Origin of the sequence: Psychrosphaera sp. 1_MG-2023, assembly GCF_030548245.1 — a bacterium.
GTDB lineage: Bacteria > Pseudomonadota > Gammaproteobacteria > Enterobacterales > Alteromonadaceae > Psychrosphaera > Psychrosphaera algicola.
Window position 1 is genome coordinate 107,264 of record NZ_JAUORW010000010.1, and the last position, 23,566, is coordinate 130,829.

16 protein-coding genes are annotated in these 23,566 nt (G+C 40.1%); 12 read left to right on the plus strand and 4 right to left on the minus strand.

The window, feature by feature from the left end; all coding sequences use genetic code 11:
- Positions 1–120: 120 nt before the first annotated feature.
- From Q4575_RS11160 to Q4575_RS11175, 4 genes are all read right to left on the minus strand, one after another.
- Positions 121–1,953: a DUF885 family protein gene (locus tag Q4575_RS11160; protein ID WP_303523009.1), complete on the minus strand. Its 1,833-nt coding sequence runs from the start codon at positions 1,951–1,953 to the stop codon at positions 121–123.
- Between the two features lie 245 nt (positions 1,954–2,198).
- On the minus strand, positions 2,199–3,338 hold the full coding sequence (gene hemW / locus Q4575_RS11165; RefSeq protein WP_303523030.1) for a radical SAM family heme chaperone HemW: 1,140 nt from the start codon (positions 3,336–3,338) through the stop codon (positions 2,199–2,201).
- A 71-nt stretch (positions 3,339–3,409) separates the two neighbouring features.
- The gene (locus tag Q4575_RS11170) at positions 3,410–4,018 is read right to left on the minus strand and encodes an XTP/dITP diphosphatase (protein WP_215964139.1); all 609 of its coding nucleotides are present in this window, start codon (positions 4,016–4,018) and stop codon (positions 3,410–3,412) included.
- A gap of 126 nt (positions 4,019–4,144) precedes the next feature.
- Entirely contained in the window at positions 4,145–4,726 is a 582-nt protein-coding gene (locus Q4575_RS11175; protein ID WP_215964140.1) for a Fe-Mn family superoxide dismutase, read from the minus strand.
- 253 nt (positions 4,727–4,979) lie between these two features.
- On the opposite strand from Q4575_RS11175, the gene Q4575_RS11180 reads away from it, so the two are divergent.
- The 12 genes from Q4575_RS11180 (at position 4,980) to galE (ending at position 23,418) form a co-directional block, all read left to right on the plus strand.
- Positions 4,980–5,327 carry a Grx4 family monothiol glutaredoxin gene (locus tag Q4575_RS11180; protein WP_215964141.1) on the plus strand — a complete coding sequence of 116 codons (348 nt, stop codon included), beginning with the start codon at positions 4,980–4,982 and terminating at the stop codon, positions 5,325–5,327.
- Between the two features lie 292 nt (positions 5,328–5,619).
- Positions 5,620–7,248 carry a DUF1566 domain-containing protein gene (locus Q4575_RS11185; RefSeq protein ID WP_215964142.1) on the plus strand — a complete coding sequence of 543 codons (1,629 nt, stop codon included), beginning with the start codon at positions 5,620–5,622 and terminating at the stop codon, positions 7,246–7,248.
- A complete protein-coding gene (locus Q4575_RS11190; protein ID WP_303523010.1) occupies positions 7,248–7,790 on the plus strand; it encodes a DUF1566 domain-containing protein in 543 nt (180 codons plus the stop codon). Before Q4575_RS11185 ends, Q4575_RS11190 begins: the two co-directional genes overlap by 1 nt.
- A gap of 67 nt (positions 7,791–7,857) precedes the next feature.
- Positions 7,858–8,655: a DUF2884 family protein gene (locus Q4575_RS11195; protein WP_215964144.1), complete on the plus strand. Its 798-nt coding sequence runs from the start codon at positions 7,858–7,860 to the stop codon at positions 8,653–8,655.
- 105 nt (positions 8,656–8,760) lie between these two features.
- Positions 8,761–9,195, plus strand: a complete 435-nt coding sequence (locus tag Q4575_RS11200) for a diacylglycerol kinase (protein ID WP_303523011.1) — start codon at positions 8,761–8,763, stop codon at positions 9,193–9,195.
- A 43-nt stretch (positions 9,196–9,238) separates the two neighbouring features.
- A complete protein-coding gene (locus Q4575_RS11205) occupies positions 9,239–10,012 on the plus strand; it encodes a phosphatase PAP2 family protein (RefSeq protein ID WP_303523012.1) in 774 nt (257 codons plus the stop codon).
- Between the two features lie 148 nt (positions 10,013–10,160).
- On the plus strand, positions 10,161–12,071 hold the full coding sequence (locus tag Q4575_RS11210) for a sulfatase-like hydrolase/transferase (protein WP_303523013.1): 1,911 nt from the start codon (positions 10,161–10,163) through the stop codon (positions 12,069–12,071).
- A 2,727-nt stretch (positions 12,072–14,798) separates the two neighbouring features.
- Positions 14,799–16,295, plus strand: a complete 1,497-nt coding sequence (locus tag Q4575_RS11215) for a peptide MFS transporter (protein WP_215963174.1) — start codon at positions 14,799–14,801, stop codon at positions 16,293–16,295.
- A gap of 426 nt (positions 16,296–16,721) precedes the next feature.
- A complete protein-coding gene (locus Q4575_RS11220; RefSeq protein ID WP_303523014.1) occupies positions 16,722–19,328 on the plus strand; it encodes an SLBB domain-containing protein in 2,607 nt (868 codons plus the stop codon).
- A gap of 594 nt (positions 19,329–19,922) precedes the next feature.
- Positions 19,923–20,930: an NAD-dependent epimerase gene (locus tag Q4575_RS11225; RefSeq protein ID WP_303523015.1), complete on the plus strand. Its 1,008-nt coding sequence runs from the start codon at positions 19,923–19,925 to the stop codon at positions 20,928–20,930.
- Positions 20,931–21,048: 118 nt separating this feature from the next.
- Entirely contained in the window at positions 21,049–22,215 is a 1,167-nt protein-coding gene (locus tag Q4575_RS11230) for a nucleotide sugar dehydrogenase (RefSeq protein WP_215963171.1), read from the plus strand.
- 180 nt (positions 22,216–22,395) lie between these two features.
- A complete protein-coding gene (gene galE, locus Q4575_RS11235) occupies positions 22,396–23,418 on the plus strand; it encodes a UDP-glucose 4-epimerase GalE (protein ID WP_303523016.1) in 1,023 nt (340 codons plus the stop codon).
- Positions 23,419–23,566 lie beyond the last annotated feature (148 nt).

Below are 23,566 nucleotides of genomic sequence, written 5' to 3' on the forward strand. Positions count from 1 at the left end.
CCTTTTTTGTTTCTTACGTTTTGTTATCTAGCTTGGTTAAGTCGTTTAGTAAGCTGTTTTAAGTATGCCGCGCTAAACCAACGCGGCATTATCAAACGTGCTTATATCAAACAAGGCTATTTAAGCTTTAGATTTAACCCACTGGTTAACTAGGTCTTCTAGAACATTTAATGGTACCGCACCATTTTTAAGGACAACGTCGTGGAACTCAGGAAGGCTAAACTTGCTCCCTAGTTTTGACTTCGCCGCTTCACGTAATTCAACAATTTTTAACATACCAATTTTGTATGCCGTTGCCTGAGATGCCATAACAATATGACGTTCAACCATTTTAACTGCATCTGGTTTAGGATTTGGCGTGTTGTTTACGTAATACGCAATACCTTCTTCACGGGTCCATTTTTTAGCATGGATGCCTGTATCGACGACTAAACGACAAGCACGCCATAATTCCATAGCAAGACGACCAAAATCAGAATACGGATCTTCGTAAAGACCAATCTCTTTAGGGATCATTTCAGAGTATAAACCCCAACCTTCAACATACGCTGTGTATCCACCAAATTTACGGAATTTAGGAATTCCTTCTAATTCTTGAGCAATGGCAATTTGCATATGGTGGCCAGGAATACCTTCATGGTAAGCCAATGCTTCCATTTGATAAGTTGGCATGTCACTCATACGGTACAAGTTCGCGTAATAGGTGCCAGGACGTGAGCCATCTGGAGCCGGTTGTTGGTAAAAAGCTTTACCTGCTGATTTTTCACGGAAAGACTCAACTGCTTTTACAATCATGTCTGCTTTTGGTTTAACGATAAACAACTCGTCTAAACGTGACTTCATGTTGTCGATTAAAGCAACCGCTTCATCTAAGTAACGCTTTTTACCTGCTTCGGTTTCAGGGTAATAAAACTGTTTGTCGGTACGCATAAATTCGAAAAATGCCTGCAAGTCACCTTTGAAGTTTACTTGCTTCATGATGCCGCGCATTTCGTTATGAATTCTCTCTACTTCACTTAAACCAATGTTGTGGATCTCATTTGCAGTTTTAGTGGTCGTTGTCGTATTTTTAAGGGCATTGTTATAAAACTTTTTGCCGTTTGGAAATTTCCAAACACCGTCAATATTGTCAGCTCGGGCTTCCAGTTTTTCAAGATTAACGATTAAGCTTTCGTATGCAGGCTTAAATGAGTTAGTTAATGCAAATTTAGCGTCAGCAAGAAGTTTGTCCTTTTCTGTTTGCTCAATTTCAAGTGCAGCTACTTTGCGGCTGAAGTCAGCTAATACTGTGCTGTCTTCGCCATTATCAAAAGGTGCGCCTTTCAATAGGTTTTTACTGTCAGAAATGACATAAGGGTAAACAAATTTAGGTGCGATAATACCTAAGTCAGCTCGTTTGTTTAGGCCTTTCTCCAATTCAGAGAACAATGTCTTCACACCGTGAATACGGCTTATATAAGCCTCTGCATCTGATACAGATGAAATTTGGTGTTGGTTGATTAACAACGAAGGAACCATAGAGTGCAAACCAAACATTTGATTAACTGGGTAGTTATGGTTACGCCATTTGAAATCGGCAATTTGGTCTTTTAGTTGCTGAACAATCAGTTTATAGCTAAGTGCAGTTTGAGCATCAAGCTTTTTAACGTCAATGGTTCTAACTTTTTTCAAATCTTGTTTAGTGAACTCTAGTTCTTTTAACTCGTTAGCTTCAGAGATGTCATCCCATTTACCGTAATCTTTTTTAATGGCCATATAAGTTTGATAAATAGGAGAGCGCATTACGCCTTCAGTAAATATCTCTTCAAATATTTTGTTGGCTTTCTCAGATTCAGCTTGTGTGCTAACTTCAACAGCCGTTTTTTGATCTAATGAAAGATTTGGCATCATTTCGCAGGCTGTCAGGCCAAGCGTCAATGTAACCGCTAGTGCTGTGTATTTTAATTTCATCAATGTTCCCTTTTTTATTATAAGTATAGGGTGATAGGGCACCCGAATTTATTAGTTATTTATTCCAGTGGCGTTACGTCGGTTTTAACCCAAATCGCTGCCAAAATAATGTATCGGATAAAGTACGTTATGAGTGTAACAAAAAGTTGGTAAATGGCGAGTTACTAAGCGTAAGTCAAAAGAAATTTACGGTGAATAGCATAAAACCAAAGGTAGATAGGGGGAGGGCGCATAAAGTCAAAGTTAGATTAGGCTAAAAATAGATCTAAAAGGTCATTGTAAAATAAATGACCATGAGGCGTTATGCTAAAAATATTGGGACGATCAGCGCTAATCAACCCTTTGGCAATGGCTTGTTGGAGAGGTACATCGATACTGCTGGCGTCAAGACCGGTAAACTGGCTGAAGTCGGCTAAATCAAATGGTTCAAACAATCTGAGCTTGTTCATAAAGTACTCAAATGGCAAGTCGTCTTCTGGCACCGTCCATTGTTTTTTCAAATAGGGCTGAGTTAAATCCATATATCCTTTTGGGTGCTTCACTTTCTCAGTGCGGACGATGTTGCCATTTTGCAGGTTGGTTATTTTACCATGTGCTCCGCAACCAATCCCAAGATAGTCACCAAATCGCCAGTAATTTAAGTTGTGTTTGCACTCAAACCCGGGCTTGGCGTAGGCCGAAATTTCATATTGACGATAACCGGCGTCGGCGATAAGTTTCTGACCTTCTTCTTGTATCGTCCATAGAATGTCGTCTTCAGGTAAAGTTGGCGGCCTAAAATAAAATAACGTATTTGGTTCAATCGTTAATTGATACCAAGATAAATGTGTAGGCGAAAGGTCAATTGCGTTTGCTAGATCACCAAGGGCGTCATCTAACGTTTGGTCTGGCAACCCATGCATTAAATCGAGATTAAATGTTGGTACAGTCGACGTTGCAAAACGGGCTGCTTTTTCCGCTTCATCAGGGGAGTGTATTCGCCCTAATGCTTCTAGTTTGTCGGCCTGAAAACTTTGCACGCCAATGGAGATACGATTCACACCGGCATCAGAAAAACCGCTAAATTTATTGTATTCCAGCGTCCCTGGGTTTGCTTCGAGTGTTATCTCAATATCTGGTGCAAATTCAATGCGGTTTTGAACTTCAGCTAATAACCGAGCAATGGCGGTTTCAGATAACAAACTCGGGGTTCCACCACCAATAAATATAGAATGGAGTTGCCGACCTTGTACCCACTTTAAGTCAACCGTGAGATCGTCAATCAAATGCGATACATATTCCTGCTCAGGGATCCCAGACTTAAGCGCATGGGAATTAAAATCACAATAAGGACACTTTTGCACACACCATGGAATGTGGATATATAAACTCAACGGCGGTAACTGCAAGGTATTCAAATTGACGACTCTTTATTTGTTTTTTGTGAGCTTAGACGCATTTAATGATGCTTTCGCATTAGTTATATACCACTTTTGCGTTGTTGCTCTAGTTGTGCCACTAATTGACGTAGTGCCTGGCCGCGATGGCTTAGACCATGCTTCTCGTCTGGAGTTAATTGCGCTGCTGTCTTATCTAAATGTGGTTGATAAAAAACAGGATCGTAACCAAATCCATTGTCACCGCTGCGTTGCGTCTGGATAACACCGTCCCAATGACCCTGACAAATAATTGGGGTTGGGTCGTCAGCATGACGCATATAAACTAAAACACAAACAAATCGAGCCTGGCGCTGAGAAGTGTCAACGTCGCTCAACATGCCGAGTAATTTATCTATATTGGTGCCATCTGTTGCATTGTCACCGGCAAAGCGCGCTGAATAAATACCCGGAGCACCGTTTAAAGCAGCGACTTCTAAACCTGAGTCATCTGCAATACAGGGTAAACCGGTTACCTGTGCTGCATGACGGGCTTTGATAATTGCGTTTTCAACAAACGTGGTACCAGTTTCTGGCACTTCTTCAACGTTAAATTGGCTTTGTGGAACTACGTTAAGGCCAAATGGCGCTAACATTTCTTTTAATTCGTTAACTTTGCCTTTGTTGCCTGAGGCGAGAAGAATATCTTTCATTAAATTTTTAAATCTTATTGGATTTGGAGTGAATGATAAGGGGAAAGCGCCAATGAATAAATAGAAGACCAAAAAAAACCGCGATTATTTCTAATCACGGCTTAATCAATTTTAGCTTAATTGAAATTATGCAAAGTTTTGGTTTGCAAATTCCCAGTTAACTAATGCCCAGAAACCTTTTAGGTAATCTGGACGAACATTGCGGTAATCAATGTAATAAGCGTGTTCCCAAAGGTCCACTGTAAGAATTGGTGTAACACCTTCTTCAGTGATTGGTGTACCCGCGTTTGATGTATTTACGATGTCTAGTGAACCGTCAGCTAATTTAACTAACCAAGTCCAGCTAGAACCGAAGTTGTTAACTGCTTTGTCGTTAAGCGCTGCTTGGAATGCCTCAAAAGAACCCCATTTTGCGTTGATCGCGTCTGCAACTGCACCTGTTGCAACACCACCACCATTCGGGCTTAATGAATTCCAATAAAACGTGTGGTTCCAGATCTGAGCTGCATTGTTGAATACGCCACCGTCAGAACTCTTTACGATTTCTTCTAATGATTTACCTTCAAATTCAGTTCCGCCGATAAGACCGTTTAATTTAACAACATATGTGTTGTGGTGTTTACCGTGGTGAAAGTCTAATGTCTCAGCTGAGATGTGTGGTTCTAATGCATCTTTTGCATAAGGTAGAGCTGGTAATTCGAACGCCATGTTGGTCTCTCCGTTGGCTTTGTTTATGTTTGCTGTTAAGATTATAAAACTTGACTAATTTACTCAAGTATAAGTTTTATAACCTTATGTTAATTTTTATATAACAGTTAAATAAGGGTTGAATATTGAGATTCAAGCATCCATTTTAAACTATGTTATCGCTTTTTCATTAATTTTTATAAAACAACCAGATTATAAAACGACTGAATTTTACTTGAATGCCTGCATTGGCACATGACACCAGAGGTTAACAATGGAAACCATTGATAAAATCAAACAACAAATCGCCGAAAATCCAATTTTAATCTACATGAAGGGTAGTCCAAAATTACCATCATGTGGTTTTTCTTCGCAAGCAACACAAGCGTTAATGCAATGTGGCGAACCGTTTGCTTACGTAGATATTTTACAAAACCCAGATATTCGCTCTGAACTACCTGCCTATGCTGAATGGCCAACGTTCCCACAATTATGGGTCGACGGTGAATTAGTTGGTGGCTGCGATATTATTATGGAAATGTTTCAAAAAGGTGAACTTCAACCATTGGTTGCTGAAACCGCTGCAAAATATAAAGACGATTCTGAAGCCGCGGCTGAATAATTCGTTTTATCATTGCTTAAATGCCAAGTTGAATTACTGACATTGGTGTGAAAAAAACCGAAAACGTGCAGGCGATTTCGGTTTTTTTGTGCTTGCAATAGCAACATAACTTAGCTGGCACTAACTTTGCTTTCTTTAGTGTAAATATAATGACAGTTGTTAAAGCACTGTGGTATTCAATAATTGACGAACACAACTGTGCGTTGTCATTAGAATGGCAATTTGAATATTGAATACTATGTCTGTGGTTAATATAAATGCACTACGAGGCTAGGGCGATTAAACTCTATTTATGAATTGGTTAAGACTGATATTAAATCTGACACTATTATTATTGTTTGCCGCTTGTAGCGACCAGCAAAAAAATGGCGTGTCTCCGGCAACTATTGCCAGCGTAAATGCTGGGCAAGATATTACCGTGATTGAAGGTGTGGCATTCACATTAAATGCTGAAGTATATCCCGCCGGCGGCGTTATTAGTTGGGTTCAAACCCAAGGCCCAGCTATTGAAGAATTCCCAGAAGAACCCGCCGCGACGATGGAGCTTATTACACCTACCGTTAATGTCGACTCTACATTAACCTTTGAGATCACCTATACATCAATTGATGGCCAGCAAGTTAAAGACTCAGTTAATGTTTTTGTCACCAATAAAAACAGTGCACCTGTTGCGATTATAAAAGCCAGTAATACCGAACTTCCGCCATATAACACTTATGATATCGTCACATTAACCGGCGAAGACAGTTATGATATAGACGGTGAAATTAGGGAATATCAATGGCGACAAGTCGACAGTAACGCGCCTTTAAGTTTTACCACTGAAAAAAATGATGTTGCCGTTTCTTTCGAAGCCCCATTGGTAGCAACACTCACAAACTACAAGCTTCAGCTTACAGTAATTGATAATTTTGAAGCCGCTCAAAGTAATATTTACGACGTACAAATATCTGCCGCTGGCGTTTCTATCGCAGCTAATGCTGGGGATGACCGAGAAGTAGATGAATTTACCTTAGTCCTGCTTGACGGCACCAATAGTGTCGCGACAAACTCCGACTATAGTTGTCTTTGGACACAAACAAGTGGTACGGATGTCACGATTAATGACTCGGCTACCTGTAATGCCAACTTTATCGCGCCAGATGTCGATTCAGAAGAGGTACTTATATTTAAACTCACCGTCACTGATACATTAAACAACAACGGCAGTGATTCTGTTTCAATCACGGTTGGCCCACTTAATTTAGGATTATTGCACGACACGGGTGTAACAGAGTGTTATGACAATACCGGCCAGATTGATTGTGGGGCTGATGAGTTTCCTTCTCAGGATGCCGAACATGGCCGAGATTCGGTCTATCAAGTTCTAGACAAAAGTGGCACCGGTTCACAGTCATTCGACTTTACTAAGTTTGATGTGAATGGCGATGAGATAGAAAACGACAATGAAGTATTTAGCTGCGTTCGAGACAATTTCACTGGCCTAATATGGGAGGTGAAAGCACAGATTGCTGTACCGCAGTTCTCTACCTTAAGAGGCGCAGAGAATTACTATTCTTATGATGACACCGCCGTTGGTTCGTCTTCTTGTTCAAGTAGCGTTTCATGTGGCGTCGATACCTATGTGAATAGCGTAAATACGGCAACATTTTGTGGTGGGGCAAACTGGCGAGTGCCTACTTATATGGAATTGTTGTCGATCATCAATTACAACGACACCGATCAAGACTTTCTGCTCGACTCAGAGTTATTCCGTTATCACCCAAATCGCACTACCTTGGGTCATAAGTTTTATTGGACATCTGATGAAGGGGCCGAAGGTGGTGGCGGGTTCCAGTGGGTTTTGGATCTGTCGACGGGCGATGACTCTGTTATCCTGCCGTCAAAGTCTGCGTATATTATGTTAGTGAGAACACCATAATGAAAAGCATTAAAATTACCCGTTTAGTTACGTTTGCTTTGGCTAATTTAGCTTTGCTATCAAATAGCGTTTACGCCGAACAAAGCTGTGATGGCAAAACTGAAACAACGCCGTCTGATAGATTTGACATAGGTACAACAGATACTTATTTGAACGATTCCCTTACGGGCTTGATATGGGCAAAGTGTGTTGTTGGGCAAACATGGAATACCACTTCGCAAACATGTGTTGGCGAGCCGTTACGTCTGACCTGGCAACAAGCATTACAACAAGCAGCGACCTTTAGAGTAAATAACAATACAGATTGGCGTTTACCCAATCTCAAAGAGTTAGCGTCGATTGTTGAACATAAATGTGTATCGCCGTCGATTAATATATCTATGTTCCCAGCGTCGCCGGTTGGCGGATTTTGGACGTCAACCCCTAATACATCTGCCGACTTGTCAATGGAGGCGTGGTCAATCGCTTTTGATAACGGCCGCATCGACAGCTCCGACAAATTTTCTGATTTCTATGTACGAATGGTACGATACGCTGAATAACATGGAAACTTGTTCATAGTCGCGCCAGACTATAATATGACGACAAATTTTTAGTTAGGCGTATCCGTTGACATATTTACGACCATTTTGGGTTATCTTTACTGCAGTTTTTTTACTCGTTGGCAACGCAAAAGCAGCCCATGCTGGTGGGTGCCCAATTCAACTAAAAATGGGATTACTCATTTCTCCTGATCACATACGTGTTATGCAACGTGGTCGTACTTTTGTACAAATTAATAACGATTCACAGCTGTTTATCAACGGCGATCTTATTGTTTTAACGGACCAAGAAAAATACATGGTTCGAGAATTTAGCTTAGGGTTAAGAAAAGAGCTTCCTGAAATAGTTATGATCGCGATGGAAAGTATGGAGCTTGGCTTCGACGCGTTCGATAAAGTTGTTAAAAGCTTAGCTGGCAGCGACTCAGCAAGAGGTATTGAAGAACACTTTAGTAAACTGAAAAACGGCATATTAGAAAAGTTTGCCCGCAGCGGTGACAACTTTTATATCGCGCCTCAGGCCCTTAATAAGTTAGACGATTTTTTCGAAGATGAATTGGGAAACCAAGTAAATCAAATTGTTACTGACTCACTGCAAATTATGTTAGGTGCAATGGGAGAGGCTTTGCGAGAAAACGACGATGGAATAGAAGGCACCAATATTGATATTGGCGAGCGGGTTAAAATGTTAAGTGAAGACGTTGATAAATCGCTTAAAATTAATGCTGATCGGATTGCCGTAAAAGCAAATGCCTTTTGTCAGCGCTTTGAATCGTTAGATAAAACCGAAACACGACTGCAAAGTCATATCCCCGGCTTGTTAAAATATGATATTTTAAGCAACCAGTTGACCGGCCACGATTGAACCATTTCAATTACAGTAGAAAAAATTTACAATGCGGGATGCCGATATAAGTGGTCAACTTAGTCACCAAAATGAAAATAATAATAACTTAAAGTTAGGTAAAACATGTCGCAAGATAATGCCGGTTCGTCACCGGAAGAAAATAATGGTTCAGCAGATACAATCCCAAATAAACCAAATGGCTCAGGCTTATCTCGTATTTTAAAAGCGACTCATTGCTCAATTTTGGGCTTTAAAGCAGCCTTTAAACATGAAGCAGCGTTTCGCCAAGAACTGATCCTTGTTTTATTCTTAACACCTGTCGCTTTTTTCATTTCAGACACCTTGTTTGGTTTTGCGATGTTGCTCATCGCGATGTTATTTGTGCTTATCGTTGAGTTATTAAATTCAGCTATAGAAGCAACTGTTGACCGTATTGGTTTTGAACGGCACGAATTGTCGGGCAGAGCAAAAGACTTAGGGAGTGCTGCAGTTACACTAGCACTCACCATTGCAAGTCTAGTTTGGCTTGTACATATTATTGATTTTATTAATCGATAGTCATTAGATAACACCACCTTTTTATTATTGGAGCTTTTCTCATATGCGAGCGTATTTTAGTGCCTGTTTATTTTTATTATGTTTAACAGGTCAGGCTCAGGCCAAGGACTTTAAATTTACACCCGACGCCGCGTGGCAAACGATAAAATCAGACTATCAGTCGTTTTATACCTCAGAACGCCTATGGCGAGCGGCTAAGTTTTACGGTGTTGGTGCTGTTATTGCGCATACAAATATTGATACGGAATTTCAACAGTGGCATCGCGATAATGTGGTATCTGGCACATCAAAAGATGTTGCCAAAGTGGCAAAATTATTTGGCGAAAAAAACATCTTGGTTCCGCTTACCCTTGTTGCCGCATCGATGCAGATCGCAGATGCGTCGAGTAAAACCGGAGCGTGGGGCGAACGCACAATGCGAGCCTATTTAGTCGGTGGTCCAGCAATGTATGCGGTGCAATTATTAACAGGGGGCTCAAGACCGTCTGATGAATACCAAGATGCTAAATGGCGACCGTTTAACGACAGTAATGGGGTCAGTGGTCATTCATTTGTGGGCGCAGTGCCATTTATCACTTTAGCGCAAACCGAGGGATTAGCGCCGTGGCAAAGAAATGTTGCTTATTTTGCATCAACCTTGTCAGGCTGGTCTCGAATACATGATGACGCCCACTATTTATCTCAAGTGCTACTCGGTTGGTATATGGCATGGGAGTCGGTCAATAGTGTAAATAAAAATGATATTGGGAGCTGGTATCAATTTCATCCTTATGCATTTTATGACGGCTTAGGCATGGGCGTTACCATTAGTTGGTAAAACGTTAGTCGGAAATGTATATGATACAAATCCATGGCGTTTCCAGTAATTGATAAAAGTGCAAAAGGCTCCTATTGAGTTTGGGCTTAATTTATCGCATTTACCATCAAGTTAAATGGTCCTTTTAAGTGTTCCAAAGGTATTAGTAATGAATATGACGTATCTCACAACGTTAAAAAATGCATTTTCAGTAAAACAAAATTCAGAACAAATGTTTCGTTTTCTGGCGTACAGCTTTTTGTTTTCGTGGTTACTGTTATTAACATTTTTAATCAATGTAAATGGCGAGCAAAGTATATTGGGTACTGCGTATTCACTGATTATTCCGCTTTATTACTATCTATTATTTTTAGTAGTCACATCGTTAATACTACCGCTGTTTTGGATCAAACGACTGGCCGTTTGCATCCTAATCCCAAAGATCCTGTTTGATATTGTATTGATTGGCGATTTCTTTCTATTTGGGGTTTACCGCTTTCACGTAGACATGATGTTCATCAATATGTTGCTTCACGATTTTAAAGGCATAGGGATATCTTTTGGCTTAGTGCTGTTGGCTCTTTTTGTCGCGTCATTAGTGGCATTAGTAAATATTGTCATTTACCGTAAATGCCATAAGTTTCCAGCCTTAAAGCTTTATCGAATTAACTTTGCCGTCTTTGTCGTGTTTCTTCTTGGGCAAGTGGTTCATGTTGTCGGCTATGAGTACCGACAGGTTAATATTACAAAGTACACACCGTATTTTCCGTATTACGCGCCTCTGACGTCCAATAGTTTAATGACTAAGCTGAAAAAAAACTTCCCGGACACCTTTCCGGAAGTAGCTGAAACGGGAACGGGTCAAGTTGGCAATATTCTGACCAGTGGTGGTAAAGCAAATGGAAATGATAGTTTGCTAAATTACCCTTTGCAGGCATTAGAGTGTAAACCAAATGTAGAACAATCGTTGCCCAACATATTATTGTTTGTTGCAGAAAGTTGGCGCCAGGATGTTATGAATATGGATGTCACGCCGAATATTGCTAAGTTTGGTGAGTCTGCTATTGAATACACCAACCACTTTAGTGGTGGCAATGTTACGGTAAATGGTCTGTTTTCTATGATGTATGGATTGCATCCAACCTATCGTGATTTTATGACAGCGGAACCATTTAAACACCAAACATTATTAACCAAAACCCTCGAGAGTCTAGGTTATGATATCGGCGTTTATACCTCGTCAAACTTGGATCGTTTTTCCCTTAAGCCAATGTTTTTTGGTGATATTGAAAATAAAAATTACGTTAATCCGCTGGATGGTAATTTATTGCAAAATGACCAAGGAGCCGTGACTAAGTTGTTGAGGGATTTACGCTCAGGGGCAAATGAAAGCAAAAAGCCGTGGTTTAAATTTGTGTTCCTAAGTTCATCTCACCATAACTACCAATATCCGAAAGAGCTTGAAAAATTTGTTCCGATTGAGAAAAACCCAGAGAAATTTTTATTCAATAAGGATATGGACCCAGTCCCATTGTTTAATCGATATAAAAACTCGGTGCATTTTATCGACTCAATGTTCGGCGACATTTGGCAAGCGGTTGAAGAAACTGGGCAAGCGGATGATACATTTACCATAGTAACGTCTGATCACGGCGAGGAGTTTAACGACAATAAGCTCGGATACTGGGGGCATGGCAACAACTTTACAAAAGTGCAATTAGCTGTACCTATGTTAGTGAAACCAGCTAAGTCAAACGCTAATGACAAGCCCAAAAAAGTCACGAGTTTAACGGGCCATATTGACGTGGTCCCGACCATTTTACAAAATATAGCAAACTGCCAAAATCCAACAACAGATTACAGCAATGGCTTCAACCTATTTCAATTACCAGACCACCGTGACGGTATTATCGCCGCGAGTTACAAAGACAAAGCCTATTTAATCAATGGCAATGTTTACGCCACCGGCCTTTCTGTTGAAAGCTACAAAGTAGAAGATTTAAATAATAAAAATGAAGACTTTGACTATTCAGGTCTAAACAAGTTAAAACAGCAAGAATCCCACTTACTGCAACACTAAACAACTAAAGCACCTGGTTCAGGAACGAATGGGTGACCCCGCAGGTTTTGGGAATGACGTTTTATTAGAAAGGATCGTCATTCCAAAATCGCCGTGGCTCGACTCATGTTACAAGCTAGGGATGACGGTCTTTTCTGGTAGTTAGAATGACGTTTTTCTCTGAAACAACAACTCCTTGCACCTAAATATCAGGTGACTTTTTCCTTCGTATAAATCCCCCTTAGTTGAGATTTATATCTCGAAGTGAACGGCAGGGACGCCGTTGCAAGGAATGTTTTCATGGACGAAATTACATTCCGTCTTCGACGATAATATAAATCTTAAATAAGGATTAGGGATTTGGCCGAAAGCGGCTCTTTTGGTTACTTTTCTAGCTGTTGAGAAAAGTAACTCGCCTTTAGGCGAAAAGTCGCCTGCAAAGCACAAGCCCCGCGCCAGTATGGTCGACGCAGTCGAAATAGCTGCCCGCAGGGCAAAGAAAGGCGCAGCCTGCAAGGCGAACTATGAACTTCCTCAGCACTCGGTTGGAGATCCTGAATATCGCTTAGGCTCTTTTAGGATGACAGTTTTTCTGGTAGTTGGAATGACGTTTTTCTCTGAAACAACAACTCCTTGCACCTAAAGTTCAGGCGACTTTTTCCTTCGTATAAATCCCCCTTAGTTGAGATTTATATCTCGAAGTGAACGGCAGGGACGCCGTTGCAAGGGATGGTTGTATATGGACATACTTTCATCCCGACTCCGACGATAATATAAATCTTAAATAAGGATTAGGGATTTAGCCGAAAGCGGCTCTTTTGGTTACTTTTCTAGCTGTTGAGAAAAGTAACTCGCCTTTAGGCAAAAGCCCCGCGCCAGTAAGGTCGACGCAGTCGAAAGAACTGCCTGCAAGGCGAACTATGAACTTACTCTGCACTCGGTTGGAGATCCCTAATATCGCTTAGGCTCTTTTGGGATGACGTTTTCTGTTCTGAAATTTTGAGCCAATTAAAAACGAACTATGAACTTCCTCTGCACTTGGTTGGAGATCCTGAATATCGCCGTGGCTCGACTAATTTTACAAGCTAGGGATGACGTTTTCTGTTTTGTTCTGAAGGTGGTTTCTCTTTAAAACAAGGTGTTGTTACACCTAAAGTTCAGGCTACATATAACTTCGTCTAAATCCCCCTTAGTTGAGATTTATATCTCGAAGTGAACGGCAGGGACGCCGTTGCAAGGAATGTTTTCATTTCAAGGAAGAAGGGAATTCGTCAGTACATGGATGTACGTCAGACGAACCATGGACGAAATTACATTCCGTCTTCGACGATAATATAAATCTTAAATAAGGATTAGGGATTTAGCCGAAAGCGGTCTTTTTGCCTACTTTTGGGGCTGTTGCAAAAAGTATGGTCGACGCAGTCGAAATAGCTGCCCGCAGGGCAAAGAAAGGCGCAGCCTGCAAGGCGAACTATGAACTTCCTCTGCACTCGGTTGGAGATCCTGAATATCGCCGTGGCTCTTTTAGGATGACGCTCTTTTTTGTTTGGTTCGGATGACGTTTTTCTCTGAAACAACAACTCCTTGCACCTAAAGTTCAGGTGACTTTTTCCTTCGTCTAAATCCCCCTTAGTTGAGATTTATATCTCGAAGTGAACGGCAGGGACGCCGTTGCAAGGAATGTTTTCATGGACGAAATTACATTCCGTCTTCGACGATAATATAAATCTTAAATAAGGATTAGGGATTTAGCCGAAAGCGGCTCTTTTGGTTACTTTTCTAGCTGTTGAGAAAAGTAACTCGCCTTTAGGCGAAAAGCCGCCTGCAAGGCACAAGCCCCGCGCCAGTATGGTCGACGCAGTCGAAATAGCTGCCTGCAAGGCAAAGAAAGGCGCAGCCTGCAAGGCGAACTATGAACTTCCTCTGCACTCGGTTGGAGATCCTGAATATCGCTTAGGCTCGACTCATGTTACAAGCTAGGGATGACGGTCTTTTCTGTTTGGTTCGGATGACGTTTTTCTCTAAAACAACTACTCCTTGCACCTAAATATCAGGTGACTTTTTCCTTCGTATAAATCCCCCTTAGTTGAGATTTATATCTCGAAGTGAACGGCAGGGACGCCGTTGCAAGGAATGTTTTCATGGACGAAATTACATTCTGTCTTCGACGATAATATAAATCTTAAATAAGGATTAGGGATTTGGCCGAAAGCGGCTCTTTTGGTTACTTTTCTAGCTGTTGAGAAAAGTAACTCGCCTTTAGGCGAAAAGTCGCCTGCAAGGCACAAGCCCCGCGCCAGTATGGTCGACGCAGTCGAAAGAGCTGCCCGCAGGGCAAACTATGACATTCCTCTGCACTCGGTTGGAGATCCCAAATATCGCTTAGGCTCTTTTAGGATGACGGTCTTTTCTGTTTGGTTCGGATGATGGTTTGTTCTGTTTGATTGGGATGACGTTTTCTGTTCTGAAATTTTGAGCCAATTAAAAGCAAACTAAGACATTCCTCTGCACTTTGTTAGAGGTTCCCAATATCGCCGATGCTGACTAATGATTTACAATGGTGCACATAAAATTACAAAAACCGAACCCGCACATATGTTGATTAATCCTATGCCTATTGCATGTTTTCTATGATGATTGTATAAACGCAGAGGTTTAAATTCGGTATTACGCTACATGCGCTATGTAGTTTTGTTAATGCGTAACCGAATTATTAAAATAATAATATAAAAAAATAAAGGGCACGTTATGAATAAATCTGTCGCTACAGGTGAAATGTTAGGCCATCCTAAAGGTCTATTCCTGTTATTTGGTACGGAAATGTGGGAACGAATGAGCTACTACGGTATGCGTGGTATTTTTGTTCTTTACCTAACTACGATGGCAACTGCTGTCGCAATGGGCTGGGACATGGCCTATTTTGGTATCGATCCAAATTCTGTTTCTGCACAAGAAGACTATGACAAGGCGTTGCAATCAAATGCATTGAGCATTTTAGGCACGTATGCAATGTTAGTTTATGTAACACCGGTACTTGGTGGCTGGATGGCTGATAACGTCTGGGGTCAGCGTAAATCTATCATTATTGGTGGTTTACTGATGATGTTCGGGCAATTTGCTCTAGGTACGCCTCATGACTTGATCGCTGGCATGGAAACGATGTTTTTCTGGCTCGGTCTTGGCTTGATGATCATCGGTAATGGTTTCTTCAAACCTAATATTTCTACTATGGTTGGTGACTTATACGAAGAAGGTGACAAACGTCGTGATGCGGCATTTACTATTTTCTATATGGGTATCAACTTAGGTTCAATCTTGGGATACATGGTAGTTGGTACTATCGGTGAAAAAGTAGACTACCAATATGGTTTCCTTGTTGCCGGTTTTGGTATGTTATTGGGTGTGATCCTTCAACTTGCATTATCTAAAAAGTACTTAGGTGACATCGGTGTTGAACCTTCTGCGAAGCAAAACAAAGGTGATACAGAAGCGTCAAACAAACCGTTAACACCAGTTGAACGTGATCGCGTTAAAGTTATCTTGATTATGTCTTTGTTCACTATCGTATTCTGGGCTGGTTTTGAACAAGCTGCAGGGTCAATGAACTTATTTGCTAAGTATAAAACTGACTTAGTTTTCTTTGGTTGGGAAATGCCAGCATCTTGGTTACAGTCTGTTAACCCTTTATTCATCATTATCATGGCGCCATTATTCGCGGCAATGTGGTTACGAATGGGAGATGCGGAGCCTAACTCACCAAGAAAATTTGCATTAGGTATGTTCTTTTTGGGCTTAGGTTTTGTTTCTATGGTCGGTGCTGCGATTCAAATTGGCGATGACCAAAATATCAAAGCACATGTTATTTGGTTAGTAATGGCTTATGTATTCCATACTATGGGTGAATTATGTTTATCTCCAATCGGTCTTTCAATGGTTTCTAAATTAGCACCGCTGAAATACACGTCATTGTTGATGGGTGTTTGGTTCCTATTCTCAGGCTTAGGCAATAAAGTTGCTGCTGAAATCGGTAAGCTTGTTGGCGACGCCGGTCCAATGTCTACATTTGGTGGCGTTGCGGTAATGGCATTTGCTGCCGGTATCTGCTTATGGTTAATGAGCGACAAACTTGTCGATTGGATGCATGGAGCAGAAGATAGCCACCCTCAAGACCAAGAAGGTCGTCTTGAAGAAGAGTTATCTGTTGTTGGTACTCATGAAGGTATGAAAGAAGACCACAATAAATAATCTCAATGATTAATTTTATTAGGCGATTAACAGATATAACAATTGATCGCCTAGTTTAATTAACGTTAGTTTCTGCGTAGGCTTATATATAAACAGTACGCTGTAATATCAGATTTATTACTGTGAACACCGACAAATAAGCCGATATTTTAAAGCGCATAAACGGCTAGAATGATTTTTAAATATAAAGCTCAGTTAACTAAACTGGGCTTTTTTTGTTTCTAAAACTCCCAATAATGGTGCTATTTGTTCGAAAATGGAGCAGTTGTTGGTTTGTTTCGTTTTGATTACAAAGAATTACAATTGAACACAAAGGAGTTGATTTACATCGCTCTTATTTTAGGTAAAATGCGCCCCTGCATTTAACTGAAGTCAAATTCGGTGTTTTTAAATATTTACACTTTTTATAATTAGGAATTGTTTTCAATGGGTAAGTTTATAGGATATTTGACTTTCTACCTGATCATTGTTTTTGCGTCTTTTACCTCAACTGAAACGTACGGACAAATTTCAACTACACCTTCTCAAGCACAAATTGAACAATTTAAGCGTTTGCCAAAACAACAACAAGAAGCGTTAGCAAAACAGTTTGGTATAGATATCTCGCAAATAAGTGGCGCAGTTTCAAACTCTTCTTCGGTAACCGAGCCGGCAATAAGACCTGAAATGCAATATGTTAATAACGTAGCAACTCAAAACTCTGTTGAAAAGGTGAGTGTTAAGGACAAAACGTTAAAGCCATTTGGCTATGATATGTTTGACCAATTACAAGCAGCATTTATCCCTGGTGGCACAATTCCCGTCCCAGCAGACTATATATTAGGGCCTGGCGATACATTAGATGTCACGCTTTATGGTAAAAATAGCGTGAGCTATACAGTGACGATTAATAATGAAGGGCAAATCTATATACCAGAGCTTGAACCTATGAATGTTTCAGGTCTAACTTTTCTCGAACTCAAAGCTCATATTGCAAATGTTGTTGATGAAAAAACTATTGGGTTTAAGTCTTCAGTCGCAATTGTTGATCTTCGCGGTATTCAAGTTTATGTAGTTGGCGACGTAAAGAAGCCAGGGGCTTATCACTTATCTAGCCTTTCGACAGTTACTAATGCGTTGTTTATCAGTGGCGGGCCGACTCTGGTTGGTTCACTTCGAAATATCTATTTAAAACGTGGCGGAAAAAACATTGCTCGTCTCGACCTATATAAGGTCTTCACACAAGGGGACGTATCCCAAGACAACCGTCTACAACAGGGGGATGTGATCTTTGTCGATAGTGTGAAACGCCAAGTTTCAGTAACTGGGGAAGTTCGTCGTCCTGCCATTTACGAAGTTACATCAGACGATTCGGTAAAAGACTTAGTACAATATGCCGGTGGTTTAACAATGAATGCTTACCCTAAAAATGTGGTATTGGCTTCGTTTGACAACAATTACCAACGTCAAGTTAGCGCTCTAGATTTAACTGAGTCAGATTCAAATAATTTGTCACTAAAAAACGGTGATGTGGTTACGGTAATGCCTGTATCTCAGCAGTTTAGTGATGTTGTTAATGTAGCAGGGGCAGTCGCTAGACCTGGGATGTATACTTGGCAACAAGGCATGAAACTGAGTCAACTAATCAATAGCCATGACGATATTTTGCCAACGACCGATCTCACTTATGCGCTTGTCGTAACTCATGGCGCATTTAATCAATATCAAGTTCAGCAATTTTCCCCAAGTGGCGTTTTTAGCGGTGATGATGTCAAACTTAGTGCAAACGACTTAGTGGTATTTTTTAGTCAGTTTGAACACAATACCTTTGACCTAGTCGATAGAGAAGTTGGCAAACTCAACGATGTAAAGCTGGACGACAAACTTAATAATTCCAAAAATACGCACTTTAGAATTGAAACCGACGGCAACTATTTGTTTGAACTTCAACATGGTGATCTGTTTTCAAAACAAAAAGCCCTTGTTGAAACCAAAAGGTATAGCCGCAGACAACTCATTAGACCAATTATTCAATTGATAACAGATAGCCAACAGGGCGGAGAATTAGTGCCTGTGGTCGAGATCACCGGACAAGTCCGCTTCCCAGGTGTATACCCGTTATCAAAAGGTGCGGGGCTTGAGCAAATGGTCGCTGCAGCTGGTGGATTAACAGAGTCTGCAAATTTTGAAAAAGGCGAAATTTCACGAATCGTACAAACAACAGAACGTGGCAAAGACACGAACCATTTGTCGTTTAATTTAGTCAACGATGATTGGCGTTCGATTAAACTAGAGCCGCGAGATGTTGTTAACTTTTTCCAGCAAGCTAATTGGCAAGAAGAGTTAAAAGTTACACTAACAGGGGAAGTGATGTTCCCTGGTACATACACCATAAAAGAAGGTGAAACCTTATCTGAAGTTGTAGCAAGAGCAGGTGGCCTAACGCAGTTTGCCGCGCCAGAGGCGGCATTTTTTACTCGCCAGTCACTAAAAATTCTTGAGCAGCAACAAGCCAAAAACATGGCTCGTAATTTAAGTAAAGAATTGGCGTTTAAATCGATATCTTCTTCTTATAGCAATGTAAATATCAGCGAAGTACAATTACTCGTTGATAAGCTAACAACAGTAGAAGGCGTTGGTCGTCTTGTTATCGATTTAGAAAAGATTATCGCTGCAGAAGCATCGCCGCTAAAGTTAGAAAATGGTGACCAGCTGCATGTGCCTACGTATCGTGATGAAGTAAATATCATCGGTGAAGTTCAAGTCGCAACTACGCATTTACACGACGAAAATTGGCAATTGGAAGATTACCTCAATTCTAGTGGTGGGTTACGTCAACAAGCAGACGAAGACCGGATTTACATCATCCGAGCAAATGGCCTCGTCGATGTCCCCGACGACTCTTGGTTTGGCCGAACATTAAAAATCCGCGCAGGCGATACTATTGTCGTGCCCCTCGATGCGGGCTATACAGACCAGTTAACCCTATGGGAAAAAGCCACGTCAATATTTTATCAACTGACAGTAGGCCTAGCGGCTTTAGGCCGTATCTAATTTTATTTACCCCTTCAACAAGAGTATCGGGCCGACAAAGCTCGATACTCTTTTTAGTTAAACCTCAATTGATTACTTTTTGCGTTAGAACAACATAATCTATTCTGTATATTATTAACCACTCAATCGCCGCCTTAGTAGTGTCTTCTATGGTAATTCAATTTTAATGTTAATGTTACTCATAGCTTTTTAGTTTGATTTAATCACACTGCTAAATTTATTATGGCGACTAACGGCATATCACAATGTCAAAAATCTATGTTTTTTATTTAAAATTTTAGTAAAAACAAAATGATGAAAAGTTAAAGTTAAAACCTTATTTAGCCTTTTAGAGTTTAGTTGGTAATAATATTCAATAGTCATTCAAAATTGAGTTGCTTGATATATATGGTGTTGTAATTTTTATTTACTAAGGATTTGCGGTTTTTTGTGCCTAGTAAAATATGGCAGGTTCAATGGAAATAGTGTTAAAGTAGCAAAATGTTGTTCTAACTCCCAAGCAACAGCACTTGGTAGTCCATATGCTACTTGCGGGGGATTTAGAAAAATAGAAGAATGAGTTTTACGGAAATTTGACTATAAACAGGAATGTCGATGAAATATCTGGTTACCGGTGCTGCGGGTTTTATAGGGTTTTATGTTAGTAAAGTATTAACAAGTCAAGGCCATGATGTTGTTGGGATTGACAACATCAATGATTATTATGATGTTAATTTAAAATATTCACGCTTAACCGAACTCGAACCAGTTACTAAATTTCGATTTGTTAAAGTCGATTTGGCTGACAGAACGGGGATAGCTAATTTATTTGAAACTGAAAAGTTTGACCGCGTGATCCACCTAGCAGCCCAAGCCGGTGTTCGTTATTCCTTAGATAATCCTTTTGCCTATGCCGATTCTAATTTAATCGGGCATCTGACTATTTTGGAAGGGTGCCGTAATAATAATGTAAAACACCTTGTTTATGCTTCCTCAAGTTCGGTCTATGGCCTAAATACGAAAATGCCATTTAACTGTGACGACGCTGTCGATCATCCTATTTCCCTGTATGCAGCAACCAAAAAATCTAATGAGTTGATGAGTCATTCTTATTCTCACCTGTATGGTATACCAACATCTGGACTTAGATTTTTCACCGTTTATGGCCCGTGGGGCCGTCCAGATATGGCTCTGTTTAAATTTACCAAAAAGATTTTTGATGGTGATCAAATTGATATTTACAATAACGGTGAGTTAGCGAGGGATTTTACTTATATAGACGATATTGTCGAAGGTGTGGTTCGCGTCGCAGATTGTGTTCCTGAGGCAAATAGTAAATGGAATGCAGAGCTTGGTAGTCCTAAAAATAGTTCGGCACCGTATCAAATATTTAATATTGGCAATGGTCAACCAGTGGCATTATTGGATTTTGTAGATGCGTTAGAAAAGTCGATTGGAATTAAAGCCAACAGAAATATGATGCCGATGCAACCAGGTGATGTTTATAAAACCTGGGCCGATACCGATGACTTATTTAAGGCTGTAAATTATCAACCTAAAGTAGATATAAAACATGGTGTTCAACAGTTTGTAGATTGGTACCGAGCTTTTTATAAAGTTTAGCTTAATATTACCAGTAACGAGTCAGAAATTCGTAAACACTAAAAAAGAAAAACAATAAAAACGAATTATAGATACGATTGTAAATCGAATAAAATAAATTACTAACGGAATACTCTAGATGAAAATTGCCATTGCCGGAACAGGATATGTAGGTCTTTCAAATGCAATGTTGTTAGCGCAACATAATGAAGTGATCGCGGTTGATATTATTGAAGAAAAAGTTGAAATGCTCAATCGTGGTGTTGCACCTATTGTAGACACTGAAATAACCGATTTTTTAACCAACAAGTCACTTAATTTTAAGGCGACAACAGATAAACAGTTAGCGTACGAAAATGCCGAATTTGTTGTTATTGCAACCCCGACGGATTATGACGTAGAAACTAATTACTTTAATACTCGTTCTGTTGAAGCTGTCATCAAGGATGTCCTTGCAATAAACCCAAATGCAGTAATGATAATTAAGTCAACGGTACCTGTAGGTTTTACAGCAAATTTAAAACAAGAATTAGGTATCGATAATTTGATGTTTTCACCTGAATTTTTACGTGAAGGCAAAGCACTGTACGATAATTTGCATCCATCTCGTATAATTGTTGGTGAACAATCTAAACGAGCTGAAGTATTTGCGGGCTTATTAAAACAAGGCGCAATAAAACAAGATATCGATGTGTTGTTTACTGATTCTACAGAAGCAGAAGCCATAAAATTATTTTCAAATACGTATTTAGCGATGCGAGTTGCCTATTTTAATGAGCTTGACACTTATGCAGAGCGTCATGGCCTCGATACGAAACAAATTATTCAAGGCGTAAGTTTAGATCCTCGTATTGGCAACCATTATAATAATCCTTCTTTTGGTTACGGCGGTTATTGTCTACCTAAAGATACCAAGCAGCTGCTGGCTAATTTTAGTGATGTACCACAAAACTTGGTTCGTGCCATTGTTGACGCAAATACCACACGAAAAGATCATATTGCCGATTCCATTATCGCTAAAAACCCTAAAGTGGTTGGCATGCATAGACTAATAATGAAGTCAGGTTCTGATAATTTCAGAGCCTCTGCCATTCAAGGCATTATGAAACGTATAAAAGCCAAGGGCATCGAAGTTATCGTATACGAACCTGTGCTAGAAGAGTCTGAGTTTTTCCGCTCCCGTGTGGTTAATGACTTAGTTAAATTTAAACAAGAAGCGGATGTTATCGTTGCAAATCGTATGGTTGATGAAATTAAAGATGTCGCTGATAAAGTATATACCCGCGATCTTTTTGGCAGTGATTAACCAGTAGTTAACCAGTAGTTAGCCAGTAGTTAACCCGTAAGGTGAAAAGTCAGGGGCCACTGAAACTCCTTTTTCATCGTTAGATAAAGATCTTAAGGTGTTGTTAGAAGGTTGAAGTAAACAGCCTAAGATATTACCTTGCTTAAATTAACGTTTAACAATTTAGATAAAGAATAAATTATGACACAAAAAGTATTTGTTACCGGTGGGGCCGGGTATATCGGCAGCCACACTGTTGTGGAACTTCTAAACAATAATTACGAAGTGGTCGTAATCGACAATTTTTGCAATTCATCGGAAGAAAGTCTTAACCGAGTGAAAAAAATCACGGGTAAGGAAGTGGCCTTTTATCAGGGTGACATAACTGACAGGGCGCTACTGCGTCGCATTTTCAGTGAACATCCAGATATTGAATCAACAATACATTTTGCTGCGCTTAAAGCGGTTGGGGAATCAACGCAGATACCGTTGACGTATTATCAAAATAACGTTCACGGTACGTTAACTTTATTAGAAGAGTTGCAAAAAGCTTCAATTTATAACTTTGTTTTTAGCTCATCAGCAACTGTTTACGGTGACCCCGCCTCTGTTCCAATTACAGAAGACTTCCCAACATCTGCCACTAACCCTTATGGTCAGAGCAAATTAATGATGGAAATTATTTTGCAGGACTTAGCAAAGTCGGATGAAAACTGGTCAGTATCATTGCTACGTTATTTTAATCCAATTGGTGCCCATGAGTCTGGATTGATCGGCGAAGACCCTAATGGGATTCCAAATAATCTAATGCCATTTATATCTCAAGTAGCGGTAGGTAAACGTGAATATTTAAGCGTGTTTGGTGATGACTACAATACGCCCGACGGAACCGGCGTTAGAGATTATATCCACGTTGTTGACTTAGCTAAAGGTCACTTAAAAGCCCTTAGTTATATTAACGATAAAACGGGAGTGCAAATTCATAATTTAGGCACGGGCCAAGGCTACTCTGTGCTAGATATGGTTAAATCATTTGAGAAAATAGCAGGCCAAGCAGTTCCTTATCAAGTGGCACCTAGACGCGCGGGTGATATAGCTGAATGTTGGGCCAATCCTGATAAAGCTTTACAGGAATTAGGTTGGCAAACCGAAAAAACATTAGAGCAAATGGTAATAGACACTTGGCGTTGGCAAAGTGAAAATCCAAATGGCTATAAAAATTAATTTTGGTAATTACCATCTAAGTTAAATTTCAAGGCCCTTAGTTTAGTTTTAAAATGAATCGTTTGGATTTTAATCTGACTGGTTTTTAACCGCTTAATTCAAAAAAATAAATATGACAGGCTATAACTGTGCTATTTCAAAATTAATT

Bases quoted from the DNA above. Each gene is read 5' to 3' on its own strand.
- Q4575_RS11170 (WP_215964139.1), bottom strand. From the start codon at position 4,018: ATGAAAGATATTCTTCTCGCCTCAGGCAACAAAGGCAAAGTTAACGAA.
- Q4575_RS11175 (WP_215964140.1), bottom strand. From the start codon at position 4,726: ATGGCGTTCGAATTACCAGCTCTACCTTATGCAAAAGATGCATTAGAA.
- Q4575_RS11180 (WP_215964141.1), top strand. From the start codon at position 4,980: ATGGAAACCATTGATAAAATCAAACAACAAATCGCCGAAAATCCAATT.
- Q4575_RS11185 (WP_215964142.1), top strand. From the start codon at position 5,620: ATGAATTGGTTAAGACTGATATTAAATCTGACACTATTATTATTGTTT.
- Q4575_RS11190 (WP_303523010.1), top strand. From the start codon at position 7,248: ATGAAAAGCATTAAAATTACCCGTTTAGTTACGTTTGCTTTGGCTAAT.
- Q4575_RS11200 (WP_303523011.1), top strand. From the start codon at position 8,761: ATGTCGCAAGATAATGCCGGTTCGTCACCGGAAGAAAATAATGGTTCA.
- Q4575_RS11205 (WP_303523012.1), top strand. From the start codon at position 9,239: ATGCGAGCGTATTTTAGTGCCTGTTTATTTTTATTATGTTTAACAGGT.
- Q4575_RS11210 (WP_303523013.1), top strand. From the start codon at position 10,161: ATGAATATGACGTATCTCACAACGTTAAAAAATGCATTTTCAGTAAAA.
- Q4575_RS11215 (WP_215963174.1), top strand. From the start codon at position 14,799: ATGAATAAATCTGTCGCTACAGGTGAAATGTTAGGCCATCCTAAAGGT.
- Q4575_RS11220 (WP_303523014.1), top strand. From the start codon at position 16,722: ATGGGTAAGTTTATAGGATATTTGACTTTCTACCTGATCATTGTTTTT.
- Q4575_RS11225 (WP_303523015.1), top strand. From the start codon at position 19,923: ATGAAATATCTGGTTACCGGTGCTGCGGGTTTTATAGGGTTTTATGTT.
- Q4575_RS11230 (WP_215963171.1), top strand. From the start codon at position 21,049: ATGAAAATTGCCATTGCCGGAACAGGATATGTAGGTCTTTCAAATGCA.
- galE (WP_303523016.1), top strand. From the start codon at position 22,396: ATGACACAAAAAGTATTTGTTACCGGTGGGGCCGGGTATATCGGCAGC.